The following is a 26,372-nucleotide window of genomic DNA, read 5'->3' on the forward strand; positions in this document are numbered from 1 at the left end:
AGGCACGTCGAGGTCTTTCAGATGGCTTGTGTAGGAACTTCCATCATCGGAAGGCCTCGACCTCTATCCAGCTATCGACGCGCCACTTCCCCGAGACCCCCGTCTACACCCTCGATTGTGAAGAGCCGGATACATCCCGGCTTCTGAACATGAGGGTGAACCGACCGACGACAAGATGCGAAAGCGAATGGGGTCCTTCCTGGACCAGTATCCCGAGATTTAGACCGACTACTTAACACCTTGTTCGATGAGGATTTCACGGAGCTTCGTGCGAGCGCGGTTAATGCGGGATTTGACGGTTTGAATGCCGATTTTTGGTGTGTCGCGATCTCTTCGTAGGTGAGACCACCATATTCGCGCAAGATCAGGGCTTCCCGAAAGTCTTCCCCTAGCTGGGCGAGGCCAGCTCGGACGACCATGACGGTACTGACTTTCTCGTCGGCAGTGGGGCTAGTATCGGCCTGCGTCATCCCGATCTCGTCGTCGAGGACATCGCGTCGTGCACGAATAATCTGTAGGGCTGCGTTGGCGGCGATCCGGTATGCCCACGTTGAGAACTTGGCGCGCGGTTCAAATCTGTGCAAATTTCTCCATGCTGACGTTAGTGCATTCTGCATGGCGTCTTCAGCATCGTGCTGATTGCCAGTGATCGAATAAACCACTGCCCACATACGACGAGAAGCGCCCTCGACCAAGGTGGCGAAGGCGCTTTCGTCCCCGTGTTGAGCACGATGGATGAGATCGAGTTGAGCAGGATCAACAGGCATGAAACTGCTTTCTACAGCTGGGGGTCTGAAGCATCCTCCTCGCACCACAGATCATCACTGTTCGCAATGTCTGCGTTATCGGGACGTGCAGACCCCGGATCGTCATCGACGAGATCGTCGGAATACTCGTCGGTACCGTCAAGGTCATCGTAAACCAGATCTTCGTCTGCGTCTAAGTCCTGCTCCGACACGGCGTCGTTAGGGACCAACTCGCCTTCTGGTTCAGGGGTTTCGGGGTTGGTGGCAACAGACACCATCTGTTCTAGCTGGGAAGCAGACAGTTCGGGGATGGCTTCAAGATCTCGATAATCCGGCAGGACGTACTCATCGGTCTCGTCAAATTCATCGGTCAGGTCTGGGATTGCGTGATGACGTGGTGACATCGCTGATGTCCTCCTGAGACTTGAGCATCGCTACTGTGTCAATAGTGCAATAACGGCACTGCAGGTTTTGTTCCCGTATGTCTTACTGTGATGAAGAGGTCGTGCTAGACGATGACGAGCTCGCCTCGCTCGAAGAAGAAGCTGACGACGAGTCCGTTGAGCTTCGAGAATCGTTCCGGTAGAAGCCGGACCCTTTGAAACTAACCCCCACGGAGCCGAATTTCTTGCGTAAGACGCCGCCGCACTTGGGGCAGGCTGTCAGGGAGTCCTCGGAAAAAGACTGGTGAATATCAAAAGCATGAGAGCAGTCTCGACAAACATATGAATACATCGGCATAGTAAGGCACTCCTGATCCTGGCCCGAATGAAAAAATAACGAGAAGATAACGTCGCTAGTTTACCCGCAGATTTCGCGTCTCATTTTTCGTGTCCGGACACGGTCCAATGGATTCCAGCGGTGGTGACCGCGCCGTTGACGGGTTGATCGTGGTCATCGGTTGGAATCGGCGAGAAATCCGGGTAATACTCGTGCGAGAACACGGGACTGAGGGTTACGACAGGCTGATCGAGAGTCTGTGCAAGGTGGGAAAGAACACGGTCATAAAAGCCGCCACCCTGCCCCATGCGGTGGCCGTGAGAGTCCACGGCGAGCGCTGGAACCTGGATCGCTTCCACCTCGGTGAGAATGTCGTGATCAAAACGCTTGCCAACGGGCTGGCTGAGTCCTTTCAATTCGGTTTCTTCCAGCTCGACATCGGGAGTCCACACAGCCCACCGCATCGTGTGATCGGCGTAGGGAACCGGGACAATTACCTCGATCCCGCGCTCATGAAGTCCGGTGACGAATTCGGTGGTATCCGGCTCAGTGCCGTAGCTGATAACCGACGCTACCCGGCTAAACGGTGCTAAACCGGCATCCCGCTGTGCGTCGTACCAGCCCAATAACTGTTCGCAGATCAGGTGTGACTGTCGCAGACGTTCAGCGTTGCCCAGTGCGACACGGCGTTGTCTCATCAAGGTTCGGAAAGCTCTTTTGTCCATTCTCCTCCTTAGCTGGCTACTCGACTGCACCTAGCTGTCGTCTCCATTGTCTCACCTTCTCCCAACGTGAACGGCAGCGAGCGTGATCTGCGGACATACTCGTCAGAGCGCTGACAGCGAGCTGTGTACTGGGGCATTAGGGAGGGCTGTGTTCTACCATGGGGAAGGTGCAGATCTTTGAAGGCGTCTCGGCGCAATGGCCGGTCGCGTTGCGGTGGCAGAACCTCGTGTTGCGTCCTCTCAAACGACGCGACGGCGCCGAGTGGGATAGCGTCAGAGCTGCGAACGCCCAATGGCTTCAGCCGTGGGATGCTACCCATCCACCGGTATGGGGCGAAGCTGACCGATTGCCGACCTTTGGCCACATGGTGCGGGCGATGAATCGTGACGCCCGCGCGGGGCATTCTTTTCCCTGGGTGCTCTGTGTTCAACAACCCGGTCAGCACCATGCCCGAGTGGCCGGCCAAGTGGTGGCCGCGCCGGTACAGTGGGGTTCGGTCCGGTCAACCGCGTTGGGGTATTGGGTCGATCACCGCCTCGCCGGGCGCAATATTGTGCCTACTGCGGTTGCGCTGGCGATCGATTATCTGTTTGATCGGGTGGGATTACACCGGGTGGAGATCAATATCGTTCCGCAGAACATTGCCTCACACCGGGTCGTCGAAAAACTTGGTATGCGGTATGAGGGGTTGCGAAAAAACTATCTGCACATCAATGGCATGTGGACCGATCACGATAGTTTTGCCATCACCACGGAAGAGTGGCCGTTAGATGGACTTGTGGCCCAGTTACAGGCGGATTTTCCGCTAAAGCAGTGACACACCACCGGTGAATCACACCGGTGTGATTCTGGGCGAGTACTCTCAAAGAGTGGACCATCGGATAACCCAGCTCGAGGAATCCCTGTCGCAGGCGTTGGGATACCTGCCCGAGCTGCAGATTGCAACCTCCGTGGTGGTGGTGCTTGCAGTTCTGGTGTGGATGATCATGATGGGTCGTCGCGAAGACGTCCGAGTCCGCCGGCCGAAGGTGACCGCCACCGCTCCAAGGAGAATCATGGCAGAACAGACATCAACCCCGACGTTCACGATCCGGTGGGGGAGAACAGCAATTTTTGCTGTGGCCGTCTTGGCGACCCTGGTCTTCATCGTGACTGCTGTTGCCGGTCTATTTGGTGCCGCTATGTGGGCCTGGGCCTTGCTGTCGTTTGTGGTCTCCGTGGCGTCCTTGGCCAGTCTGCGCGCCCTGGCGATCCGCGATCAGTACCGTCGGGCCGATGCTCAGCGTCACAGCGAACGGCCTGCCACGACGGTGGAAGCCGGATCGTCAGCTGACACCGACACCGAGCACCACGCTGATCGCACACCTGAGAGCTCGGCCAAGGTTGAGCACAACCATCCGGTCTTTGATCGTCAAGCACAGGCCGGTGCCGTAGCAGAGCGCACTACTGACGAGCCGGGCCGGTCTGAGGAACAGGACCACACACCGCTGGTTGAGCTCAGGATCAAAGAAGCCCCGGTGCCGAAAAAGTCAGTCGCCCGCCGGGGTATTCCACGGCCGATGTATCTGGACGCTGCCGAAATCGTTCGCGAACAACCCGAACCGTTGGCGACCGAGGTTACTCCGCAACCGTCGGCCGATACGCACCTGAAAGACGGCGTTTCCCCGCAGTATCAGGCCAAGGTCACTGCCAAGGCCCACCGCAAACTCGACCTCGACAAAGTCCTGGATCGGCGCCGGGCGATCTAGTCTGGCGGGGACATTTGCCGACCACCGCGAACCGATACGGCTGGGATTTGGTAGCCTAATCGGCTATGAACAGCCATGACTTGATCGAGCTCTTGCGCGATTATTGTGCGCGTGAGGGGTTTCGTCTCGATCGAGCCGCGGTGATTGACACCCAACGACGCGGGCCCGAGTTGACCTGGCTGGTCGAAGGCTTTGTGGTGGACGGTGTCCGGGAGCGTCGCCGGTACTGGGGTATCACCACCGAGATCTTGCCGGTGGGTGTGGCAGAGATGATCACCGCAAACGATGGTACCGAATTGGAGCTCTGGGAGCATCCGGCTGACCCGTTGTTGCCCGGGTTGAAATTGGCCAGTACTCCGGGTACCGTCCAACAACGTTTCGAACACCTGGGAGAATTACGCAGTCTGCGCATGGTGGCCTACCGTCCGTTGCGGCGCGCGGTGCTACGGGCGGATTTTCACCGCGGTCGAGGACAGGACCATAGCTTCTTTCTGAAAGTGTTGCCGGAAGGAGAAGCTCACCAGATCTACCAGAAGCATCTGGTGTGCGCAGAAGCCGGCGTGCCAGTGGTGCTTCCCGTGGCTGAGCCGTCCCGCGACATCCTGGTCCTGGACGCCGGGTGCGGAATCTCGCTGACCGAACTGGTCAATTCGGGTCGTGGCGAGGCCTTCAGCCTGTGCGAACTGCGCGCGGTGTTGGAACAACTTCCCGACCAGCTAGTGGATCTGCCCCATCGTGCCTCCTGGGCCGAGCGGGTCAGTGAATTCGCGGTCGGGGCACAGCATCAGTTCCTCGGTCAGGCGGGCCGGATCGAACAGCTCAGCACCGAAATTCATCGCCGTCTGGATGCCACCGATCCCGGCCCCCAGGTTGCTGTCCACGGTGACCTCTATGAAGCGCACCTGCTGCTGGACCCCACCACCGGTGCGATCCGATCGATTCTCGACGTGGATGCGGCCGGACCGGGTCACCACATTGACGATTTGGCCTGCTTGATCGGTCACTTGGCGGTCTCTGAGACGAGCGTGACACTACACCAGCGCTGGCGCCTGGTCGAGACGTACTTCGACCAGCTCACACACCCCAACCTTATGGCCCGAACGGCTCCGTTTCGGGATCCGGTCGACGCCTCTGGGTTGGGTGGGCGAGCCGCCGCGGTAGTACTGAGCCTGTTGTCCACACTGTCCGAGCACGACGTCCAGGCGGCCGAGCAGCGCTTGGAGTTGGCCGAGCGACTCCTTGAGCACTCGTGAGACCAGCTACTCGATCAAGTTGCTCACGCTAGCACGTACTCTCATCACGACGATTCAGCGCCTGGGCTTCCAATTCTTCGACCCGCCGTCGGCTCTGTTGGGCGGCCATATTGTCTCCCGTGCGTTCCTGAGCTTCTGCCAAGCCCATCAGTGCAGCAATGCGGGCACCGGTATCCAGCGTCTCGGTCTCGAGCAACTGAGACAATAGGGTGGCCGCTTCGACCTCGCGATCCTGTTCCAGCAAGACGTGGCCGGCAAAAAGTTCCGCGCGGGCCGCGCCGTCGGGATCGTCGGCCGTGGTGAACAGATCGGCAGCGTTCAGCGCGGTGGCTACCGCGCTGACGCCGTTGTGCAACGACCAATACCCGCGGGCCTGAGTGTCCATGTAGTCAGCCTGATACCAAGTGGCCCCGGTATGCTGGGCAATCTCAATAGCCTCGTTGAGGTGCAGAATGCCCTCATGATCGCCCTGGTCACACATTAAATGACCCAGCGCGTTCAGAGCCTGCGCCAAGACCATATTGGGTGTAGGCAGTTGACGGGCTACTGTCACGGCGTGCTGGACGGCGGTGCGCGCACGCCGGGGCTCGTCTTCGGTCGAATGCAGTGCGCCCAGGGCCAAATAAACGTGCACCGCCTCCTGGCGGGCCCCAGTCGATAGCATCAGCTCAATGGCCTGGTGCCAATGCTCGATGGCCTCCTGGGTCCGGTGTTGACGGCGCAGTGCTTGCCCTAAATCCACCAGCACCTGAGCCTGAGAGGCACGGTCGCCGGAGATCTCGGCTCGCCGGACCAGACCGGTGAGTACCTCTTCGGCGTCCTTATACTCCTCCGCCTCTAACAACTGATGCCCCAAGGCAAAGAGCAATCCGCCGGACTCGGGGATTTCGCCTTGCTCGGCTTCGGCCGCGGCAATCTTCCAGGCAGTGACTGCCGCGGAGGTTTCGCCCAGCTGGGAGGCCATGGCAGCGCACAGCCCCGCTGCCGAGGCAGCGCCAGATCGGGCTCCGATCCGCACGTAGGTCTCGAGGGCTTGCACGGCGTACTCGGCTGCTAAGGCAGAGTCTTCCCGGTGGTGGGCCACTGCGGCCTGTACCATCCACATTGCAGCCCGAATCGCGCGGTGGCAACCGGTCGAGAGTAGCTCGCCGGCGGTAGCGGCAGCGGCGCTGAACTGTTCGGTCATCAAATAAACGTGGGCGGCAAACATGCGTGCAGTATCGGTCGCGGACCGGGAAACCACCAATCCCTCGTCGCGTCGCCATCGGATGACGTCCAGAGCCTCGGTAATCAACTCCAGGGCTTCCTCGGTGGCGTGCTCGGAGACCCGAATCGTTGCCAGGGCGATCAAGGCATCGGAGAGGACTGTGTCGTAACGGTGGCGTTGGAGCGCCTCCCGTTCGGTATCGACGACACCCTGCAGGACCGTGGCCGAGAACGAATCCGGTTCAGCAAACAATATGGTCCCCAGTTGCTCTTCCAGATCCGCTTGATGGTACTGGCCTACCGAACGCAATACCCCGGCACGTGCTGTCACATCTTGTTCGGCCCGCTGGGTCTCACCCAGCGAATGCAGCACGGAGGCTCGAGTGCGATAGGCAGCCAACCGTACCTCCGGTCGATCAGACCCCGGGGCGTGCTCGAGCTGAGTCAAGGCCTCCAAACACTGCTCCACTCGCTGGGCGTAGGCGGCTTCTTGAGCTAGGTCCAACCAGCCACTGGCGGTATCGGCATGGTGGCGCACCAGATGGTGGACACGGCCGTGCAAGATATCGTCGAGTTTTCTGATCATCGAGAGCGGAAGCTTCCGTCCCGAATCAGACGACGTCGTTTCTGCCATACTCCCAGTGTAGTAACTGTGGTGAGGTGTTGTGATTCAGCACGTGGTCGGGCGAAACCTTTAGACTGGTGGGCATGCCCCGTAGCCTCCGCGCGCTGTCGATCACTCTGGTAGCGCTGATGGGCCTGAGCGCCTGTGGCGATCAGAAAGCCGTCGATCCTGATCCTTCGGTCGCTACCGTCCGCGTGCTTGCCGGCCCGGACCCCCTGGATGAAGCCATGGCCGTGGCCACCGTGGAGTTTCTGAGCACCCGCGGTATTGCCGCTGAGCGCCATGGGTTGGAATCCAATTCCGGGCAACAACTCGCGGAGGCGCTGGAAGCCGAGAACACCCTGGTCGTGGCCAACTCGGTGGAGCTGGTCGCCGCTGACGACCCCGAACAGGCCATGAAGGACACGTCCGGAGACGAATCGGTCGACTCGGCGGATCAGATCGTCAATTCCACATCCGCCGATATTCTGTCGACCTCAGAGGCCACCCTGCGTATCCAGCCGGTGGTTACCCGCGCCACGGCTGCTTACCACGAACTGGAATCAGCCGACGATCTGCACAACTCGGTTGACATCGACTCCGCTGTCTCGCCGGCTACCTCCTCGCAGAGCGCTGAGGAGTCTTCCTTGCGGTGTGAGCACCTACAGATGGGAACCGGTGCGCTGACCGATGAGCTGGTGGAGGTGGTGGCAGCCGAGCTGGAGCCCTGTGATCAGGGGTGGTCGGAATCACCACAGTCCTTTGCGGGATACCAGCAGGAGCTGGCCCGGTTACAGTCTGAACCAGATGCCCTGACGTGGCTGTACGCGCCCGATCCAGCCATCGCTGACCTGTCTTTTCGGGTGCTGGAAAGCCACGACTACCCGGAAGGTCGGATGTTGGTGATCGGTGACCCGGAGTCGATTCAAGCATCGGTGGAAGAACCACTCCATGAGCTCTACCAGGCGGTGAGCGGGGAAGAACTTGCCAACCTGAGCCGGATGGTGTACCAGGCCCGGCGGCCCGCTGAGGGATTGGACCTCGACGAGGCCTCAGCGGCGCGGTCGTGGTTGTCGTCAGCGGGTTTGCTGGAGGCCTCCGACATTTTGGACGAACCGTCCGCAGCACCCAGTACTCTCTAATCAACACAACCCCTTAGACCCTGGAGGTCGGTCCCGATGACACCAGCACGACCGCGTGAAATTCGCCAGTCATCCAAGTTGCATAATGTTCGCTACGATGTGCGCGGACCGATCCTGGAAGAAGCTCAGCGTCTCGAAGCCGCCGGGCATCGGATCATGCGACTGAATATTGGGAACCCGGCCCCCTTCGGTTTTGACGCCCCCGGGGCGATCCTGAAGGATATGGTCTCCCATCTTCCCCATGCCCAGGGGTACTCCGATTCTCAGGGTATCTACTCGGCCCGCACCGCCGTCTCGCAGTACTATGAGTCCCGTGGCATCCGGGATATCTCGGTTGATGATGTTTTCATCGGTAACGGGGTCTCAGAGATGATCTCCATGGTCCTCCAAGCCCTGATCGATGACGGGGACCAGGTACTGATTCCCGCGCCGGATTATCCGCTGTGGACCGGGGCCACCACGCTCTGCGGTGGTGAAGCCGTGCACTACCGGTGTGTGGAAGAGGAAGGCTGGGCCCCCGACACCGAGCACATCGAGTCTCTGGTCACCGACCGTACCAAGGCTCTGGTGCTGATCAACCCGAATAATCCCACCGGGGCGGTGTACTCGCGCCACGTACTAATGGAAATGGTCGAGATCGCTCGCCGGCACGGGCTGGTACTACTCGCCGATGAGATTTATGAAAAGATTCTCTACGACGGAGCACGCCACATTAACGTCGCCGGGCTGTCTGACGATGTGCTCACCCTGACGTTCTCCGGGTTGTCGAAGGCGTACCGGGTGGCTGGATACCGGGCCGGTTGGGTTGCCGTGTCCGGGCCCAAATATCGCGCTCAAGACTTCCTTGAGGGGCTGACTCTGCTGGCCAATATGCGCATGTGCGCCAACGTTCCGGCCCAGCACGCGATCCAGACGGCGCTGGGCGGGTATCAATCCATCAACGACCTCATTCTCCCGGGTGGACGACTGCTGGAACAGCGCAACCTGGCCACCGAAATGCTCCAGGCCATCCCGGGGGTGAGCGTGCAACCGGCCCACGGCGCGATGTATCTGTTCCCGAAACTCGACCCTGAGATGTATCCGATTGACGATGACGAGAAGTTCGTGATCGACCTGCTTCGACAACAAAAAATCCTGGTCTCACACGGTCGGGCCTTCAATCTTGACACGACCGACCATTTCCGCTTGGTGACCTTGCCGGCCGTGCGTGATCTCGAAGAAGGCATCCACCGGATCGCCGAGTTTTTAGAGGGCTACCGCCACGGCTGAGTCCTACTCATCGGTCTCATCGGTCTCGTTGGTGCTGGCCGTCGTCTCGGACTCGGCACGGACCTGGTCAATGCGTTGCTGGGCCTCGGTCAGCCAACGTTGACAGTGTTGTGCCAGGGCTTCACCGCGCTCCCAGAGTTGTAAGCTTTCTTCTAGTTCCACCCCACCGGATTCCAGCCGGGTCACGGTCTCAATCAGTTCAGTGCGGGCCTGCTCGTAGCTCAGCTGGGCAATATCGGAGGTATCGGCGGTCGAGAATCCTTGTGTCATCATCATCCTTCGTCGTCTGTGCTGGGGTTGATTGAGGTGACTTCGGCGTGGAAGTCTCCCCTGGAGAGCAAAATGTTGACCGGGGTGCCGACCTGTAGCTGATCGGCCCGTCGAATCAAGCCCTGCTCAGCCTGCACCACCGCATAGCCACGGTTGAGTGTGGACTGCGGAGACAGCGAACGCACCCGAGCCATCACCTGCTCGACTACCTCGCGCTCGCGAGAAATCAGCTGACGCACGGCCGTTCGTGCTCGTGTCAGCACACCGGTGAGTTCCTCGTGGCGGGTGGTGATCATCGTTTCAGGATGCAGTAGCACCGGCCGGGAACGCACCGTAGCCAGGTGGGTGGCCTGCTCGGTGACGAGCCGCTGCACCGCAGCGGCCATCCTTAACCGGGCCTGAGCGATGCTCTCGGCCTCCACCGCCGCGTCGGGAACAATACGCTTGGCCGCATCGGTGGGAGTGGAAGCCCGCAGATCAGCCACATCATCGAGCACCGGACGGTCGGCTTCGTGCCCGATTGCCGAGACCACCGGGGTGGTCGCTGCCGCCACCGCGCGCACGAGCCGTTCATCCGAAAATGGCAGGATCACCTCTTCTAAGGCCCCACCGCCACGGGCTATCACGATCAGATCCACCCGCTCATCGGCATCAAGCTGGTGCAGGGCCTCGATGATCTCGGTGGGCGCCTGGGCGCCTTGGACGGCGGTGTGCACCACGGTGAATTCAGTGGCCGGCCAACGCAAGAGCGTATTGCGCATGACATCTTTCATCGCGTCGGAGTCTTTGCCGGTAATCAGACCGATGCGTGCCGGCACCAGGGGCAACGGTTTCTTCTGGGCAAACAGGCCTTCTTCGGCCAACGCGTGTCGCAAGCGCTCGACTCGGGCCAGCAAGTCACCGATGCCTACCGGCCGAATATCCTGGGCAATCATCGACAACCGACCGGTCTTGGTGTAAAAGTTGGGCTTCACCCAGGCCACCACACGCGCGCCCTGTTGCACTCCAGGATCCAGGTGCGAGGCCACATTGCGCCAGGCAGTGACCGGCAGGGAGATCTCGGCTTCCATATCGCGCAGTGTCATCCACGCATTGCCACGTACCACGCGATGCTCGATCAGCTGACCCTCCACCCAGGTCGCCGGGGCCCGATCAATATAGTGTTTGAGATTCTCCGACAGTAAGCGCACCGGCCAGGGGCGATCCGCCGAGGTCTGCGCCGCTGTGGCCGGTAGTGCAGGTTCATCGATCACCACGCGCTCACCACACAACCACCACTCACATTGCCTCCGTTACAGTAGTCTAGGGACGTCCCCCAGACTACTACCGCCGGGATAGAAGGACACCATGAGAACGCTTTTTGCCAGCATTTTTGCGTTGGTTATCGGCATCGTCACCGTGGTCGGTTTGACCGGATGGCGAGCTGATGCATTGTTACACACCGCAGAACCATTACGGGAGATTTCTGGTGATGAGCAGGTGCTCGACGCGGTCCCGGCATTAGTGGCCGATCAGGTGACCTCGAATGCGGAATCCCAGCTGCCCTTCTCCGATGCGCTGGGCGGGGTGACCGAGAATTTTGCGTCTTTGGTAGTAGAGGACTCCCGGTTCGCTCAGGCGTGGGGCGAAGCCGTGGAGATGACCCGTCAGGACTGGGTTGAGGGGCTGCAACAGGCCTCCACCCCGGCCGAACCCGATGCCGGATACCTCTCGATCCATCTCACCCCGGTGGCCCAACTCGCCGGTGTTGTGCTGGGCGAGCAACTCGACCAGATTTCCCTGCTCGACGGTGTTGATCCCACTGGCTGGGTACCCAGCGAGTTGGTGATCGACACGCAAGTTCCTCCCTCAGAACTCATCTCGGCCGATGACCTGGTGTTGATCGAACAGTACGTGACCTACTGGCCACTGGTCCTGGGCGGGGCCGCGGTGGCCTTCGTCCTAGCGCTGTTGCTGGCCGCCCCCGGAGCCCGCTGGAGCGTCTGGCTGATTTCCGGGGCGGTGATCGTGCTTGGCGGAGTCACCCTGCGTACCGGCATCGGCCGGCTGGTGGACGACTCGATCGCTGCCACAGTCGAAGACGGCACCGTGGCGATTGTCGAGCCCCTGATGCATGCGTTCGCCAATTGGAGCTATCCCCAACTGAACGTGATGATGATCGGTGGCGCGGTGGTGGCCGCAGTGGGCTTGATCGGCGCGTTGATTGCGATGGGGCGCGAGACCAGTAGCGCCTAGTTCGTGCCCCGTTGCTGAACCTGCTAACGTGAGATAAATAACGTCAGTATTGACTAACGCCAGTATGAGAAGATGACAGGAATATGTAGCAACAGCGTGTGCGCTGGCGCGTGATGCGCTGAGGACCGTTGGGGGACAGTCCGATGAGTTCAGAGAAGTCGACACGTCATTACGCCTCGTCGCATTACACCAAGACTCAACACGCTTCGTCACAATATCCGTCCACGCAGTATCGCTCGACCCAGACCGAACTCTCTGAGGGGATGAAAGCTCCGGCGGACGGTGACTTGATGCGTCGGTTGATCGGACTTGGTCTCGGCATCGTGCTGGCACTGCTGGTGTACTTCCTGCTTCCCGCAGACACGGGAGTCTGGCCCCGGCTGACCGGTGCCACCGCGGTATTGATGGCCGTGTGGTGGATGACCGAGGCGATCCCGATTCCCGCCACCGCTTTGTTGCCACTGGTGATCTTTCCGGTGTTCGTTCCCGCCGAGGAAACCCCAGACGGCGAGGGCGTCAGCTTTGATACGGTCGGGGCCAACTACGGCAATAATGTCATCTTCTTGTTCTTAGGTGGCTTCTTGCTCGCTCTGGCGATGCAACGCTGGAATTTGCACCGTCGCATTGCCTTGCTGGTGTTGCGCTCGATGGGATCAAATAGTTCGGCGTTGGTCGGCGGTTTCATGATCTCCACCGGTTTCCTGTCGATGTGGGTCTCCAACACCGCGACCGCGGTGATGATGTTGCCTATCGGCGTGTCGGTGCTGGTGCTGGTCAATCAAGTGACAGAGGAAGGCAACGCCGAGGCCAGCGTGGAGTCGATGGTGAAAACGAAATTCGGCACCGCGCTGATGCTGGGCATTGCCTATGCGGCCTCCATTGGCTCGGTCAGTACCATTATTGGAACTCCGCCCAATGCACTGTTGGCCGCTCACATGTCCAGTAACGAGGACATGACCATTGGCTTTGGGCAATGGATGCTGGTCGGGGTGCCCTTGGCTGTGGTACTGATGCTGGCCACGTGGTTCATCTTGGTCAAGGTGCTGTTCAAACCCGAGATCAAGCACATTCCCGGTGGCCGTGAGATGTTGCAGAAAGAGTCGGAGAAACTCGGGCCGGTGAGTTCCGGTGAGCGCCGGGTCCTGATCATTTTTATCCTGGCGGCGGTGAGCTGGGTCTTCATCCCGTTGCTGTCGGAGTACGTGCTCGGCTTGGAAGATGCTTTCATCTCCGATGCTGGGATCGCCATTGCTGTCGGCCTGTTGCTATTCCTGTTGCCGGCCGGTCCGGACGCCGAGTCGGGGGTGCGGCTATTGGATTGGGAATCTGCCGTGGAACTTCCCTGGGGTGTGCTACTGCTCTTTGGCGGTGGCCTGGCACTGTCGGGTCAGTTCAGCGATTCCGGACTCTCGGAATGGCTGGGTGAACAAGCGACCGGTCTGAGCGGGATGAGCCTGTGGATCCTGGTGGCGTTGGCGGCCGTGGCGATTTTGCTCCTGACCGAAATGACGTCCAATACTGCCACCGCTGCCACGTTCTTGCCCGTAGCCTCCGGCGTGGCAATGGGGACCGGGGTGGAACCACTGATGCTGTGTGCACCCGTGGCGCTGGCCGCAACCTGTGCGTTCATGCTTCCGGTGGCTACCCCGCCGAACGCTATCGCCTACGGTTCCGGCTACGTCACCATCGGTCAGATGGTGCGAGGAGGCGTGCTGGTCAATATCGTCGCTGCCATCCTGATCACTCTAGTCTCGATGACCCTGCTGGTGTGGGTCTTCCTCTAAAACCAGCTCTACAACCAGCCCTGGTCCCGGGCGTATCCGGCGGCCTGGGCGCGGTTCTTCGAGCCAGTCTTGCTGATTGCCTCCGAGAGCAGGTTCCGCACCGTCCCCGCGGAGAGGTGTAACTGCTCGGCAATGTCCCGGACTGAACGACCGGTCAGCGTCGCGCGCAACACGTCCTGTTCCCGGGAGGTGAGAGGGTTTTGCTGCGTGAGGGCCTGGACAGCCAAGGCCGGATCGACTACGGTCCGACCGGCCATGATCGACCGGATGGCTGCGGTGAGCTCCTCAGCGGGGGAATCCTTGACCATAAACCCCTGTGCCCCGGCATCCAGTGCGCGTTGCAAGTATCCGGCGCGACCAAAGGTGGTCAGGATCAGAATCTTGGCCTGCGTCTGCTCGCTGACCTGAGCGGCAGCGGCCAATCCGTCCGTGCCGGGCATTTCAATGTCGAGGATGGCCAGATCCGCGCCGTGGTCTGCAATGGCTTCCACCACCGAGGCGCCATCGGGCAGTTGTGCGACCACCTGAAGATCCTGTTCCAAATCTAACAAGGCCGCCAGCCCCTGACGAACCAGCGCCTGGTCATCGGCCAGCACAATCTTAATCGGATTCACTGACTCACCTCCAACACAGTGCCACGGTCCGAGGACGAGATGGTCAAAGTCCCCTTGGCTGCTTCGGCTCGATGGCGAAGCCCAGCCAGACCATATCCGGTGGTGGGACGAGTGATCCCGATCCCGTCATCGCTGACGCGCAACCGATGGGTGGTGATCTCAATATTCACGGTGCTCGCCTGCGCATGCCGGAGCACATTGGTGACCGCTTCACGCAGGCACCAGGCGAATAGTTCCGCGGTGGCCGGGGCGATCTGTCGCGGGATTTCTGTGGTCGTGACGTGGATTCCTTGGTTACGGAGCATCTCCAGTGCGACCTCCAACTGGTTGCCTAAATCCGGGGCTTCCAGAGTGGTGATCGCAGTGCGGACATTGCTAATGGAGGACCTGGCCAATCCCAGGATACTCTCCAGCTCCGCGCGGGCGGCCTGGTGGTCAGTGTCGAGCAATCGCATGGCTAACTGCGTCTTGACCGTGATGGCGGTCAGCGACTGGCCTAAGACATCGTGGACCTGGCGATCTAATTCTTCCCGTTGGGCGGCTAGTGCGTCTCGCTCCGAGACTTGGCGCTCCACTTCCTGACGTTCGACGACATAGCGGATGAAAAACAACATGAGCCAGGCCAAGGTCAGTGACAGCAGCAGGGGCCACCAGAGATCCATTTGGTCGCTGATCATCAGTAACGCTGTGCCGGCCAGTGTGGTCGAGACGAAGGAACCAATTGCCCCGGGAACAAGATTGTGCGTGAACAGCCACAGCGCTGCGACAAATGTCAGGCTCATCCCTGCATCCGCTCCGGTCAGCAACGCCACTGGGACCACGAGTAGACCCAGCACCAGGGTGTAGACAAGGGTCGTGGCGACCCGGGGGAGCAGTGGCCACGGGCGCGGATGGGTCAACATCCACAGATAGCACCCGGCGAACAGGACCAAGCAGGCGATGCCGGCGATCTTGGCCCACAGCGGATGATCTGACAGGACGACGCTCGTAGCCGGGATGAGCAACAGCGCGAGCCAACCGCCGCCGTAGCGCAGTTGTTCGCGTTGCTCGTCCCGACTGAGCTGATCTGGATACATCGACTCTTATCTTATCGGCGGGTAGAGCCTAGGGTGGACAGCCAGCACAAGCCGGCGAAAATCACCGTCCAGGCCAGGGAGATCCCCAGAATCCAGGCCAGGGAATCGGATTCAAACTCGCCGGTGACGAAAGCTTCCTGATCCAGAATGAGACCCTCAGCCTGGGGATAGTGAGCCAGCTGGCCGGTACCATACATTGGCGTGAAGCGACCGATCTCCAGCAGTGTTCCGCTCAAGGGTATAAACAGGTTACCGAGGAAGGCCAACACGACCAGGAAACCAGACCCAATGGCGACCGCGGACTGGGCACGGAAAATCATCGCCACGGCGAGCCCATAGAACACGAACGGGATGGTGCCAACAATGGTCAGTGCTGCCGTAGCTATCCAATGCCCCACTGTATCGAATTCCGCTCCCGTGGTGGCTCCTAGAATCAGAATCAGCGTGGTGGGCAGAATGGCCAAAATCATGCCCATCAGCATTTTGGACACCATAAACAAGGGGTTAGACAGCCCCGTGAGCGCTAACACTCGATTCCAGCCGTGTTGCTTTTCCACTACCGCGGAACTACTGACCGCCGTAGCAGCGATCACCGAACCGTAGCAAGCCATGGAGGTCATCACCCAAGCGGTCATATTGCCGTCGCCGAAGTTCAACTCGGCAACATCACCGGCCACCCCAAACATCAGGTACAACATGGCCGGTAAGACCAGGATGAAGAAGGTCGACTCCCACATCCGTAGGGACCGCCACGTGTCCCAGGCCAGGTAGTGGACGAAAATGCTCAGGGTGGACCGAGCTGGCGAACCCCCGTGTGAAGGTTTCGTGGTGGTGTGTGAAGCTATGGCGGTCATGAGGGGTCTCCTTCCAACAGGTTTTCCAGCCCGTGTTGAGTAATCTGAACGTTGGAAATCCATCCGTGATTTAGCAATTCGTTAGCCAGCTGATCGGACCGATCGGTTCGGATGCTGATCCGTCGTTTTGCTGGGTCCCAATCGAGTGCGGTTTTTTCCGGTAGTACCTCGAAGGGTTCTTGAGAGTGGCGCCATGTTCCCGTGATGGTGCTGGTGCCTCCGAGTTGGTCAGCCGGTGCGTCGGCGGTGATGGACCCAGATTTCATCACCACGATGCGGTCGGCGAATTCTTCGGCCTCTTGCAAATAATGCGTGGCAAAAATGATGGTTCCCCCACCACGCGCCCAGCTCGTCATCGAGTCCCAAAACCCTCGACGCGAGGTGATGTCCATGCCGGAGGTGGGCTCATCGAGTAGCAGAATCTCCGGGTCGGGAAGGATCGCCAGGGCGAACCGGAGTCGTTGGACTTGCCCGCCCGAACACTTGCCGACCTTGGTCTTCTTGAAAGCAGTGACCCCAGCCTTTTCCATCACCTCCGGTATCGGGAGGCTGTGTCGATGCAGACCAGCAATCATGCGTAGGGTCTCTTCGACCGTGAGGTCTTCCAATAGGCCTTTGGTCTGGAGCACGGCACCGATACGGCCACTGGCCTCAGTCGGCGGGCCTGCTAGGACCTTAACGGATCCGCTTTGTGGCGTGGTGTAGCCCAGAATCATATCGAGCAGTGTCGTCTTTCCGGCCCCATTAGGGCCCAACAAGGCCAGGATCTCGCCAGAATGAACACGCAGTGAGAGGTGGTCCACGGCGGTTAACTGGCCGAATCTTTTGGTGACATTTTCGATGTCGATCGCTGGAGTAGTCATGACATCCACTTTTCCGTACCGGCTCGTTGTGGTGCAGTGTCGCCGATCAGGACTCTCGAGTGACAAAAGTCAGTTCCACCACCGTGGGCGTTATCTGTAACCAGGTTATCTCCGCCGGCTCTGACAGCGGTAGGCTATGGGTGTGCCTCAGATCACTTCGGCTGTGTTGAGAAAGGACACCACGATGACTCACGAATCATCCAACATTTTGAGCGGCAAGACCGTTATTCTCTCTGGAGGGTCACGGGGTATCGGTTTAGAGATCGCCAAGAAACTAGCGTCCGACGGGGCCCAGATTGCTTTGCTGGCCAAGACTGCTGAACCTCATCCAAAGCTACCGGGCACGGTCTACACCGCAGCCGATGAGATCCGTGAGGCAGGTGGGAAAGCGCTTCCTCTCGTGGGGGACGTGCGTGAGGAATCCAATGTCGTCGAGGCAGTTAACAAGACGGTGGCTGAATTCGGTGGAATCGATATCGTCATCAATAACGCCTCCGCTATTAATCTTGAGCCTTCGGACAAGATCGAGATGAAACGGGTGGATCTGATGCATGACATCAATACCCGTGGGACGTTCTTGTTGACTCGGACGGCGTTGCCGTACCTGAAGAAGTCCTCCGACCCGCGGATCTTGACCCTGTCGCCACCGCTGAACACCTCGCCGAAGTGGCTAGGTGTAGCCCCGGCATACATGCTGGCCAAGTATGGGATGACCCTCGCTGCGTTGGGCATTGGCGCTGAACACCGTATCCCCTCTACCACGCTATGGCCTGAAACCACCATCCAGACCGCGGCAGTACAGTATGCCTTGGGCGGAGACGAGATGATGAAGGTCTCCCGCACGGCAGATGTATACTCGGATTCGGCTCATGCGATCCTGACTTCAGCACCGCAGAAGTACGCCGGAGCCACCGTGCTGTGTGAAGAGGTCTTGCGCGATCACGGCGTGACGGACTTTTCCAAGTACAGCCCGGGCGTGGATGAGAAGGACCTGCAAAAAGATCTCTTTGTGGACTAGATCAGATGAACGCTGTTCTTGGCCCTCACCCCGTCCTGGCGCTGATTGATTTTCAGCGGGTCTTCCACGACCCTGAGCTGGGGTGGGGGTGTCCGGGATACCTCGAGGCCGAGGCCCATGCTGGGCAGATCGCTCAAGCCATTCGCGCTCGCGGGCTGTCAGTGATCCGTACTCGATTCGTCCGTGATCCCCACGAAACCGGAAGTTGGCGGGCCTACTACGATCGCTGGAACCAATTTCGGCTCGATCCCGACGACCCGGTCTGGGATTTGACGAGCCCTTCGGATGACACCGTAGTGGATCGTCCCACGTTCGGGAAATGGACCGAGGGGCTTGAGCGCCATGTCGATCGCGATTCCGCATTAGTGGTGTGTGGTGTTGCCACGGACTGTTGCGTGCTCTCGACGGTATTCAGTGCCATCGATGCTGGGCAACGCGTCGTGGTGGTGGAAGATGCTTGTGCCGGAGCGACACCGGAACTGCATCGTGAAGCGATTCGTCTGATAGAGCTCCAATCACCGCATGTCACCACCGTCTCAACGAGCGAGGTGCTTCGGTTGCTATCGGCAGATCACTGAAGGAAATAGCCGTTGCGACGTAAGGTGAGGTCGGGAAGATGCCACGGAGCGGCGGCGTACCAGACACCGTCTCGATCGATCCGGGCAATACTCCATTTCCCTTGGTGAATTTCCGTGTGATGTCGCGAGCAGACCAGTGCGGCGTTATCGATTCGCGTTGCTCCGTGGTTTTCCCATTCCACGATGTGATGCACCTGGCACCAGGACGCAGGCATGGTGCATCCGGGGGCTGTGCACCCCTTGTCCCGTGCGACCAAGGCTCGGTGTTGGGCAGGGCTAAAGTCCCGGCGTTCTCGTCCGTAGTCCAGAATGTCGTTTCGTCCGTCGAAAAGTATCGGAACGATTCCCGCTTCACAGGCCAGCGTTCGGAGTCTGGATGGGTGAATGCTTCCGGTGAACTGTCCTTCAGATCTAAAAGCGTGTCCGTTTTCTCCGGGCCGATCCGGGCCATCTGACCCCGGTGGCTTTGATCTGAGGAACTGCTCGGCCCCGGTGCGAGGTTGTTCTGGTCGATACCGTTCGGGAAGTTGTTTGGAGAAGGTCTCGTAGTCCATGGTGACAAGGACCTTGGTGACCTGTCCGCGGGTATGCGCTAAACCGTTCTTTTTCTGTCCCACACCAATGCCTGCGATTAACACTGCCATGAGAGCTTCGAAGCTACGCCGTTTACGGGTTGAATGATTGAACAGAGCGTGCTCGGCATAAAGGATCTCTCGGGAATTTTCGTCGATGGCAGCTACTGCTTCGGGGTCGACTTGCGGGAAGTTGGCTTTGAGCGCAGTGGCGATAGGACTCTCAGGCACCCTGGTCTCTGGGTTTGCGTTTCCAGCACCAGCGCCACGATGATTTTTCAACACGGCGTAGTTATTGGCCGCGTGGTCCAAAGTTGACAATAGCTCTGCACTCAAGCCGAAAGCTCTGCCCCCGAATTCCACGCCACCGCCGGATAGTGGTCGCACCCAAAATTCATCCGTGGCCTTCTTGGGGTCGAGTTCTTCTTCGGGTGCGGGGCCATCTTCGTCCAAGTAGTAGGTGAGTGTTTGTAGCCGGTTTTTGCAGACTTTGCTGAACTCAGAGACGCTCATCGACGCTGCATCCTCAATCAGAATGGGCAAGATCGCATGAATGACCTCTGTGATACGCTCCTGATCAACCTGGCACTGGCGGCCGTAACGCTGGAGATCTTTGAGAAGCTTAATGAGCCGGTCGGCGTTATCAACACAGATGCGACCGGTACTGAATGCTTCGATGAGCTCGGGATATTGGACTGGCTGTGCCTCACCCAAGCCTGGCGGAGGAGCTGGGACCAGATATTCGCTTCGAGTTTGACGCCGTTTGAGATCGGGCTTACCCAGACCGAGTGCTTCGAGGTAGAAGATTCGCCCGTTTCCATAAGTCATTGATGAACCTGTGGGGACACCGAGCAGAGCTCGTTGATCCTCCGGGCTTCGTGTGGCCTGATGGGCGAAGGACAGTAGCCGAGTTTGAACGCTGGTGAGCAGGGTTGCTGATTGTTCAACGCGACGCGCGACCTCTGGGAATGCATTATGCGGTTCCTCTGGGGCGAGGAGATCTTCCGGTTCTTGAGGGTGTTGTGGTTCAGAGGAGCCAGCCAGAGACGTATTCCAGTCGGAGACTTCTGCGGCACGAGACCAATGCGCGAACATCTCATAACTGTCCTCGGCATCCAATTTCGCGTTAAAAGCCGATAGCAGTTGAGTGAGCCCGTGAGCGAGCTCGCCTAAGGAGGCTTGATCGGCGGCTTGCAGATCAAGGAACGCGGTGATGTCCGGGCCGTGCGGTGGGGCTGAACTGGCGGTGCGCACCATGTTCGACTCCTCCTTTCTTGCCATCCACTCTATAGAACAGATATGCCAAGATAAGGTGAGATCGAGTGAATTGTGGAGAGTGACTAGAATAAGCGTTCTATATCCATGAGGGTGGGGCGAGACGGTGTGCGCTGACAGTATCTCGACAGTTGGCGGGTTGTTCCCTTGTCGTTAAGAAAAAGCCGGGGTGGCGAATCCGTGAGGACTCTCCGCCCCGGCGCGGTTCGGTGCCAGGTTGTCGACCCGGCGACGAGAGAGGCTGTTACTGGTCGCCCTTGATCAGATCGGAAGCCCGCTCACCGATCAGGTAGATGGTGATGTTCGGGTTCACGGCCACGATCTGAGGCATCACCGAGGCGTCGGCAACGCGCAGGCCATCGACACCCTTGACCTTCAGGTCCGAGGTCAGCGGTGACATCTCGTCATCGTCAGCACCCATGCGGACACTGCCGGCCGGGTGGTAGACGGTGTTGTGGGTCTTGTGCACGTAATCGGCGATGTCTTCATCGGAGGTGACATCTTCGCCCGGGAACAGCTCGCGCCCTTTGAACTGGGCCATGGCCGGCTGATCCATGATCTTGCGGGCCAGTTTGATGCCTTCGACGGCCACGCGGGTATCGTGGCCTTCTTCGTCGGTGAAGTAGCGGGGATCCACCTTCGGTTTGTCCCGATAGTCCATCGAACGTAGGCGAACGGTACCGCGCGACTTAGCGTGGGTGATGTTCGGGGTTAGTACGATGGCCTCGTCAGCGGTGGGGTAGCCCTGACGGCGGGTGTGCATATCGAAGGGGACCGAACCATAGTGCATCATCAAATCGGGCAGATCGTGCTCACCGGTGGTGTCCTTGAAGATGCCGATCTCCCACCACTGAGTGGCCTCACGGGTCATGGTGACGTTGGACTCCCAGGAGATGACAGCTTCGGGGTGATCCTGCAGGTTCGAGCCCACACCGGGGGAATCCACGACCACGTCGATGTTGAATTCCTTGAGGTGCTCGGCTGGGCCAATACCGGACAGCATCAGCAGCTTCGGCGAGTCGATCGCACCGGCGGAGACGATGACTTCGCGGTCGGCACGCATGGTCTTCAACCGGCCGAAGGCGTTGTCTTCATACTCGACCCCAACGGCTTTCTTCTTGGACCCGGCAACATCGTCGAACAGCACCCGGGTGACCCGATGGCCGGTGAAGATGTGCAGATTCTCGCGATCCATGTTTGGGTGCAGGTAAGACACAGAGGACGAGGCACGGGTGCCGTCCTTCTTGGAGTTGATCTGGAACCAGCCGGCACCATCACCGACGGTGTCGGCGGAATTGTGTTGCACGGTGGGCAGCCCGGCCTGTTCGGCAGCTTCGAGGATGGCCACACCGACCTGATCTTTGGGTGGGACGTTCATGATCTCCACCGGACCGTCGGAGCCGTTGTGATCATAGTCGTTGTCGTTGGTTTCCATGCGCTTGATCAGCGGACGCACCTCGTCGGGGCCCCAGCCGGCGGCACCCATCTCCACCCAGGCTTGCAGGTCTTCTTTGGGCGGGTGGAAGGCGATGCAGGAGTTGTGCGAGGAACAACCGCCCAGTACCTTTGCACGGGCGTGGCGCATGAAGCTGTTGCCAACTTCCTGTGGCTCGATGGGGTAGTCCCAGTCAAATCCGGATTCCAGCAACTCTGGCCAGCGGTTCAGGGTCAGCACCTCGTCGTGGCCCTGGTCGGTGTCGCCACCTTCCAAAAGCGCGACCTGAATGCTGGGATCTTCGGAGAGTCGAGCGGCGATCACGGCACCGGCGGAACCGCCGCCGACGACGATGTAATCAAAGTGTGGATCGGTATGGTCAGCCATGAATACTTCCTTCACTTCTTCGGTTGGGTGGTCCAATGGACCGGGATCAAAGAACCGGGATTTTTAGTGGCGAGGGAACCAGTCGGCCGGGGCCGGCTCGGTGTTGTGGTAGATGTGCTTGGCCTCGACGTACTCACCCAAGCCCATCTGGCCCAGTTCCCGGCCGATGCCGGAGCGCTTGAACCCGCCCCACTCGGACTGCGGGACGTAGGGGTGGTAGTCGTTGATCCAGATCGTACCGTGACGCAGAGCGCGGGAGACACGGTTGGCGGTCCCCATATTTTGCGTCCACACGGCCCCAGCCAGACCATATTCGGTGTGGTTGGCGATGGCGACGGCTTCTTCTTCGGTGGTGAAGGTCTCCACGGTGATGACCGGGCCGAAGCCTTCTTCGATCACCGCGGGGTTCTCCTGGGTGCAGTTGTCCAAGATGGTGGGAGCATAGAAGAACCCGTGCTCGTGCTCTGCACCGCCCCAGTGGCCACCCACGCGTAGGGTGGCGCCGGCTTCCACACCACGCTTGACGTAATCGGTGACCTTCTCGCGGTGTTCGGCGGAGATCAGCGGACCGGTCTCGGCATTCTCGTCGAAGGGGCCGCCCATCACGATCTTTTCGGCCCGGGCAACCAGCTCGTCGACGAACCGATCGTGGATGGACTCTTCCACGATCAATCGGGTGCCAGCCGAGCACACCAGCCCGGAGTCCAAAAACGCTGCGGTCAGGGCGTTGTCGACGGCGGAGTCAAAGTCGGCGTCGGCGAAGACCACGTTGGGGTTCTTGCCGCCCAGCTCCAGGGCGACCTTCTTGACGGTCTTGGCAGCTTCTTGGGCGATCGTGGTGCCGGTCTTGAGCCCACCGGTAAACGAGACCATGTCAATGTCGGGGTGAGAAGACAGTGGGGCACCGGCGACCGCACCGGAGCCGAGCACCAGGTTGGCCACGCCGGCCGGCAGGCCGAGCTTGTCGTAGACGTCGATGATCAACATGGTGGTGTGCGGGGTCAGCTCGGCGGGCTTGATGATGAAGGAGTTCCCAGCGGCCAGGGCAGGGGCCATCTTCCAGGCGGCCTGTAGCAGCGGGAAGTTCCAGGGGGTGATCATCCCCACGACGCCGACCGGCTCGTAGACCACGCGGTCGATCACTGAGGCGTCGCCGGTGTCGACCAGTCGACCCGGGTTGGCATCGGCGATCTTGCCGAAGTAGCGATAGCAACCGATAATGTCGTCCATATCGCCTTCGGCCTCGACCAGGCGCTTGCCGGTATCCAGGGCTTCAGCCCGGGCGAACTCGTCCTTACGTTCGGTGATCGCATCGGCGACCCGAAGCAGGAAGTCACCGCGTTCGGCGGCGGGCACTGAGCTCCACACTCCGGAGTCGAAGCAGGCGCGGGCGGCGGCGATGGCTTCTTCCACGTCGGCGGTGGTGGCTTCAGAAACCACATCCACCTCGGTGCCATCGGCCGGGCAGATCACGGTGCGGGTACCGCCGTCAGAGGCTGGCTTCCATTGACCGTTGATGTACAGGGTTGTCGGTTCGGTTGTGCTCATAGAGTGTTACCTAGCCTTGCGGAATCCGTCGGAGATGGTCAGGAATTTTTGGAGTTGGTGTCCTGGGCGCTGGTGGGCTCAGGAACCGGTACCTGGTCAATAGAACTCGTATCAGCTTGGTCGGTGTCGTTCCAGGTCTCGGGGGTGAAGGTCTCATCGGCTGGTACCGGTGCCCCGTCCTCACCGGCCATGGACATGTACGCCATGTGGGTGTCGTAGGAATCCAACACGTCGGAGATGACCTGGTCCTTGCTCAGACCGTAAATATCACGCCCGCGAGAGCCGGTATTGGAGAAGACCTCCAGCTTGAAGAAGACCTCCTGAACGGTGCGGATGTTGGTGGCGAAGCTCGGCACAGGGTATGCGACCGGGTAGGCCTGGTACTTGAAGTCTTCCTGATCGGTGAAGTGCACGACCAGATCCACATAGGGTAGCCCATGCTCGGGGTGCTGGCCACGGTGGCACTGGACATCTCCGCCCAGGGCCTCGATTTCGGCGGCGACCTCTTCGATCGCCGGAGCAGCGACGGTGTTGACGTACTCGGTCAACTGCTTGTGGCTGGCGAAGCTCATCCGATGACGCAAACGTTGCTGCCACTTGATGCGCTCACCGGACTGGTTCGTGCGCGAGGAGAGCGCGGTGGGTAGCGCCCGGGCCTGCGACAAGGCGACCAGGCGTTCATGCCGCAACATCTTCCACAGGCTGTACATCACCAGGTAGAGCATGATCGACAGCGGGAGACCCACGATCACGGTAAAGGCCTGAAGCGTGTAAACGCCATCAATAAACAGCATCGACAGGGTCAGTGCACCGGTGACCACCGCCCAAACGATACGCAACCAGCTGGGGCCGTCGGAGTCGGCCATGGTGGCCTTTGAGGTCATATTGGCCATCACTAGCGAACCGGAGTCTGCCGAGGTGACGTAGAAGAACAGGCCGGTCAGCACGGCCAATCCGATCGTGAAGAGCGAGCCCGGGTACTGCTCCAGCAGGGTAAAGAACCCAGATTCGGGAGTGTTGTAGGTCTCTTCGAGGAAGGTGGGATCGGACTGGAAGAAGCCCAGCGCGGCGTTGCCCAGGATGGAGACCCACAGCAGGATGAAGGCAAAAGGAATCAGTAGCACGCCGACGACGAATTCGCGTAGCGTGCGACCGCGGGAAATACGCGCCAGGAACAGGGCAACGAACGGCGCCCAGGCGATCCACCATGCCCAGAAGAACAAGGTCCAGTCGGCCATCCACTGATCAGCGGGTAGCTCAGGTGCCTGACCATCGGTGTAGGCGAAGGTGTTCATCAGCATCGAGGGCATGGACGAGAAGAAATCCCCGATGTTTTGGACCAGGGCGTTGAGTAGCTGGGTGGTGTTATCGGCAATCAGTATCCAAGCCAGCAGAGCGATGGCCAGGTAGATGTTCAGCTCGGAGAGCAGGCGAATACCCTTATCCACACCGGAGACGGTGGAGACGATGGCGATCAGCACCGAAATGGCCATCAGTGCGATCTGTACGGTCATGGACTGGGGGATGTCGAACATGGCCGACAGGCCGTAGTTCAAAAACACCACGCCAATACCTAGGGAAACGGCAATACCGGAGATGGTGCCGATCGTGGCGGCGATCTCGACGGTGTGGCCCACCGGGCCGTGGATGCGTTTGCCGAAGATCGGGGCCAGCGCCGAGCGGATACTCAGCGGCAAGTGGTAGCGGTAGGCAAACAGGCCGAAAGCCATACCCAGAAGTGCGTACATGGCCCAGCCGGGGATGCCGTAGTGGAAGATGGTCCAGATCGGGGCCATCCGAGCGGCCTCTTCAGATTCGGGAGCGACATCCGGGGGAGTCAGATAGTTCGTGGCCGGACCGGAGATGCCGAAGAACATCAGGTCCACGCCAATACCGGCGGCAAAAAGCATGGCCGCCCACGTGAACATATTGTATTTCGGGCGGGCATGGTCCGGGCCGAGCCGGGTATGTCCGGACCGGGTGAGCGCCACAATCAGTACGAATACCACAACGATGGCCGCGGTGAGTACGTAGTACCAGCCAAAGTTCTCCGAGACCCATCCCATGGCCCCAAAGATGGCATCTTCGGCGGTGGATGGCCAGATCGATGCAAACAACACGAAGGCAACCAGGATGATCAGGGCGCCCCAAAAGACCGGCCAATTGACCTTTGACGGTGCGGAAGAGTCGGAAAGATCGTCTTCTGGTGACTGTTGTGCTTCAGTCACTGAAGTGGCGGCTGACATGCAGTCGGACCTCAACTTTCTGTGGTGTTGTGTCCTGCGACCCCGGTGGTACCTTGCCCTGAGCCGGGCACGCAGGTGATCGAGTATGGATAAGCGACACACAACCGCCGAGCGTGATCGATGAAACGCAAGCACAGCCGATCTGTCTCGACGGTAACCTACGTTAGGCTACTCTGACCGAATAACGCCCTCAACATCTCACC

At 59.7% G+C, this 26,372-nt stretch carries 23 protein-coding genes and 1 pseudogene; 9 read left to right on the forward strand and 15 right to left on the reverse strand.

What is annotated here, in order from left to right:
- Positions 1-71 precede the first annotated feature (71 nt).
- The 4 genes and pseudogenes from DYI20_RS09300 to DYI20_RS09315 all read right to left on the reverse strand — a co-directional run bounded on the left by DYI20_RS09300 (position 72) and on the right by DYI20_RS09315 (position 2,191).
- Entirely contained in the window at positions 72-767 is a 696-nt protein-coding gene (locus DYI20_RS09300) for an RNA polymerase sigma factor (protein ID WP_208392152.1), read from the reverse strand.
- Positions 768-778: 11 nt separating this feature from the next.
- Complete coding sequence (locus DYI20_RS09305) at positions 779-1,150, reverse strand: hypothetical protein (RefSeq protein WP_122549376.1); 372 nt, start codon at positions 1,148-1,150, stop codon at positions 779-781.
- Positions 1,151-1,346: 196 nt separating this feature from the next.
- Positions 1,347-1,487: pseudogene (locus DYI20_RS12955) on the reverse strand (FmdB family zinc ribbon protein); the annotation flags it as partial.
- A gap of 80 nt (positions 1,488-1,567) precedes the next feature.
- Complete coding sequence (locus DYI20_RS09315; RefSeq protein WP_122549378.1) at positions 1,568-2,191, reverse strand: 5-formyltetrahydrofolate cyclo-ligase; 624 nt, start codon at positions 2,189-2,191, stop codon at positions 1,568-1,570.
- Positions 2,192-2,349: 158 nt separating this feature from the next.
- Between DYI20_RS09315 and DYI20_RS09320 the strand changes: the two genes are divergently transcribed.
- The 3 genes from DYI20_RS09320 (at position 2,350) to DYI20_RS09330 (ending at position 5,193) form a co-directional block, all read left to right on the forward strand.
- Positions 2,350-3,009, forward strand: a complete 660-nt coding sequence (locus DYI20_RS09320; protein ID WP_122549379.1) for a GNAT family N-acetyltransferase — start codon at positions 2,350-2,352, stop codon at positions 3,007-3,009.
- A 10-nt stretch (positions 3,010-3,019) separates the two neighbouring features.
- The gene (locus DYI20_RS09325) at positions 3,020-3,940 is read left to right on the forward strand and encodes a UbiA family prenyltransferase (RefSeq protein WP_122549380.1); all 921 of its coding nucleotides are present in this window, start codon (positions 3,020-3,022) and stop codon (positions 3,938-3,940) included.
- Positions 3,941-4,005: 65 nt separating this feature from the next.
- On the forward strand, positions 4,006-5,193 hold the full coding sequence (locus DYI20_RS09330; protein ID WP_122549381.1) for a phosphotransferase: 1,188 nt from the start codon (positions 4,006-4,008) through the stop codon (positions 5,191-5,193).
- Positions 5,194-5,221: 28 nt separating this feature from the next.
- Here DYI20_RS09330 and DYI20_RS09335 read toward each other — a convergent pair whose 3' ends face one another.
- Positions 5,222-7,033: a tetratricopeptide repeat protein gene (locus tag DYI20_RS09335; RefSeq protein ID WP_122549382.1), complete on the reverse strand. Its 1,812-nt coding sequence runs from the start codon at positions 7,031-7,033 to the stop codon at positions 5,222-5,224.
- Between the two features lie 74 nt (positions 7,034-7,107).
- Here DYI20_RS09335 and DYI20_RS09340 point away from each other — a divergent pair, with 74 nt between their 5' ends.
- Together DYI20_RS09340 and DYI20_RS09345 are read left to right on the forward strand one after the other, a co-directional pair.
- Positions 7,108-8,145: a hypothetical protein gene (locus DYI20_RS09340; protein ID WP_122549383.1), complete on the forward strand. Its 1,038-nt coding sequence runs from the start codon at positions 7,108-7,110 to the stop codon at positions 8,143-8,145.
- A gap of 36 nt (positions 8,146-8,181) precedes the next feature.
- Positions 8,182-9,414 (forward strand): pyridoxal phosphate-dependent aminotransferase, encoded by a 1,233-nt coding sequence (locus DYI20_RS09345; RefSeq protein ID WP_122549384.1) that lies wholly within the window; start codon positions 8,182-8,184, stop codon positions 9,412-9,414.
- Positions 9,415-9,417: 3 nt separating this feature from the next.
- Here the strand turns inward: DYI20_RS09345 and DYI20_RS09350 are convergent, their stop codons facing one another.
- Positions 9,418-9,690: an exodeoxyribonuclease VII small subunit gene (locus DYI20_RS09350; protein ID WP_233487795.1), complete on the reverse strand. Its 273-nt coding sequence runs from the start codon at positions 9,688-9,690 to the stop codon at positions 9,418-9,420.
- Complete coding sequence (gene xseA / locus DYI20_RS09355) at positions 9,687-10,934, reverse strand: exodeoxyribonuclease VII large subunit (RefSeq protein WP_122549388.1); 1,248 nt, start codon at positions 10,932-10,934, stop codon at positions 9,687-9,689. Before xseA ends, DYI20_RS09350 begins: the two co-directional genes overlap by 4 nt.
- Positions 10,935-11,031: 97 nt before the next feature.
- On the opposite strand from xseA, the gene DYI20_RS09360 reads away from it, so the two are divergent.
- Together DYI20_RS09360 and DYI20_RS09365 are read left to right on the forward strand one after the other, a co-directional pair.
- Complete coding sequence (locus tag DYI20_RS09360) at positions 11,032-11,919, forward strand: hypothetical protein (RefSeq protein ID WP_122549385.1); 888 nt, start codon at positions 11,032-11,034, stop codon at positions 11,917-11,919.
- Positions 11,920-12,062: 143 nt separating this feature from the next.
- A complete protein-coding gene (locus DYI20_RS09365) occupies positions 12,063-13,703 on the forward strand; it encodes an SLC13 family permease (protein WP_183145625.1) in 1,641 nt (546 codons plus the stop codon).
- A gap of 8 nt (positions 13,704-13,711) precedes the next feature.
- Here the strand turns inward: DYI20_RS09365 and DYI20_RS09370 are convergent, their stop codons facing one another.
- The 4 genes from DYI20_RS09370 to DYI20_RS09385 are packed head-to-tail and all read right to left on the reverse strand — an operon-like array spanning position 13,712 to position 17,110.
- Positions 13,712-14,317, reverse strand: a complete 606-nt coding sequence (locus DYI20_RS09370; RefSeq protein WP_110100184.1) for a response regulator transcription factor — start codon at positions 14,315-14,317, stop codon at positions 13,712-13,714.
- Complete coding sequence (locus DYI20_RS09375; RefSeq protein ID WP_110100185.1) at positions 14,314-15,393, reverse strand: sensor histidine kinase; 1,080 nt, start codon at positions 15,391-15,393, stop codon at positions 14,314-14,316. Before DYI20_RS09375 ends, DYI20_RS09370 begins: the two co-directional genes overlap by 4 nt.
- A gap of 11 nt (positions 15,394-15,404) precedes the next feature.
- Positions 15,405-16,247: an ABC transporter permease gene (locus DYI20_RS09380; protein WP_110100186.1), complete on the reverse strand. Its 843-nt coding sequence runs from the start codon at positions 16,245-16,247 to the stop codon at positions 15,405-15,407.
- Positions 16,244-17,110 (reverse strand): ABC transporter ATP-binding protein, encoded by an 867-nt coding sequence (locus DYI20_RS09385; protein WP_110100187.1) that lies wholly within the window; start codon positions 17,108-17,110, stop codon positions 16,244-16,246. Before DYI20_RS09385 ends, DYI20_RS09380 begins: the two co-directional genes overlap by 4 nt.
- Before the next feature lie 184 nt (positions 17,111-17,294).
- Here DYI20_RS09385 and DYI20_RS09390 point away from each other — a divergent pair, with 184 nt between their 5' ends.
- Positions 17,295-18,128 carry an SDR family oxidoreductase gene (locus tag DYI20_RS09390; RefSeq protein ID WP_110100188.1) on the forward strand — a complete coding sequence of 278 codons (834 nt, stop codon included), beginning with the start codon at positions 17,295-17,297 and terminating at the stop codon, positions 18,126-18,128.
- A gap of 5 nt (positions 18,129-18,133) precedes the next feature.
- Positions 18,134-18,706 carry a cysteine hydrolase family protein gene (locus DYI20_RS09395; protein ID WP_110100189.1) on the forward strand — a complete coding sequence of 191 codons (573 nt, stop codon included), beginning with the start codon at positions 18,134-18,136 and terminating at the stop codon, positions 18,704-18,706.
- Here DYI20_RS09395 and DYI20_RS09400 read toward each other — a convergent pair.
- From DYI20_RS09400 to betT, 4 genes are all read right to left on the reverse strand, one after another.
- Positions 18,700-20,535, reverse strand: a complete 1,836-nt coding sequence (locus tag DYI20_RS09400) for an HNH endonuclease signature motif containing protein (RefSeq protein ID WP_158278499.1) — start codon at positions 20,533-20,535, stop codon at positions 18,700-18,702. The genes DYI20_RS09395 and DYI20_RS09400 overlap by 7 nt on opposite strands.
- A 262-nt stretch (positions 20,536-20,797) precedes the next feature.
- Positions 20,798-22,375: a GMC family oxidoreductase gene (locus tag DYI20_RS09405; protein ID WP_110100190.1), complete on the reverse strand. Its 1,578-nt coding sequence runs from the start codon at positions 22,373-22,375 to the stop codon at positions 20,798-20,800.
- Between the two features lie 63 nt (positions 22,376-22,438).
- Positions 22,439-23,923: an aldehyde dehydrogenase family protein gene (locus tag DYI20_RS09410; protein WP_110100191.1), complete on the reverse strand. Its 1,485-nt coding sequence runs from the start codon at positions 23,921-23,923 to the stop codon at positions 22,439-22,441.
- Between the two features lie 38 nt (positions 23,924-23,961).
- The gene (gene betT, locus DYI20_RS09415; RefSeq protein WP_110100192.1) at positions 23,962-26,169 is read right to left on the reverse strand and encodes a choline BCCT transporter BetT; all 2,208 of its coding nucleotides are present in this window, start codon (positions 26,167-26,169) and stop codon (positions 23,962-23,964) included.
- Between the last annotated feature and the right edge of the window lie 203 nt (positions 26,170-26,372).

Source organism: Auritidibacter ignavus (assembly GCF_003703835.1).
Taxonomy (GTDB): Bacteria; Actinomycetota; Actinomycetes; order Actinomycetales; family Micrococcaceae; genus Auritidibacter; species Auritidibacter ignavus.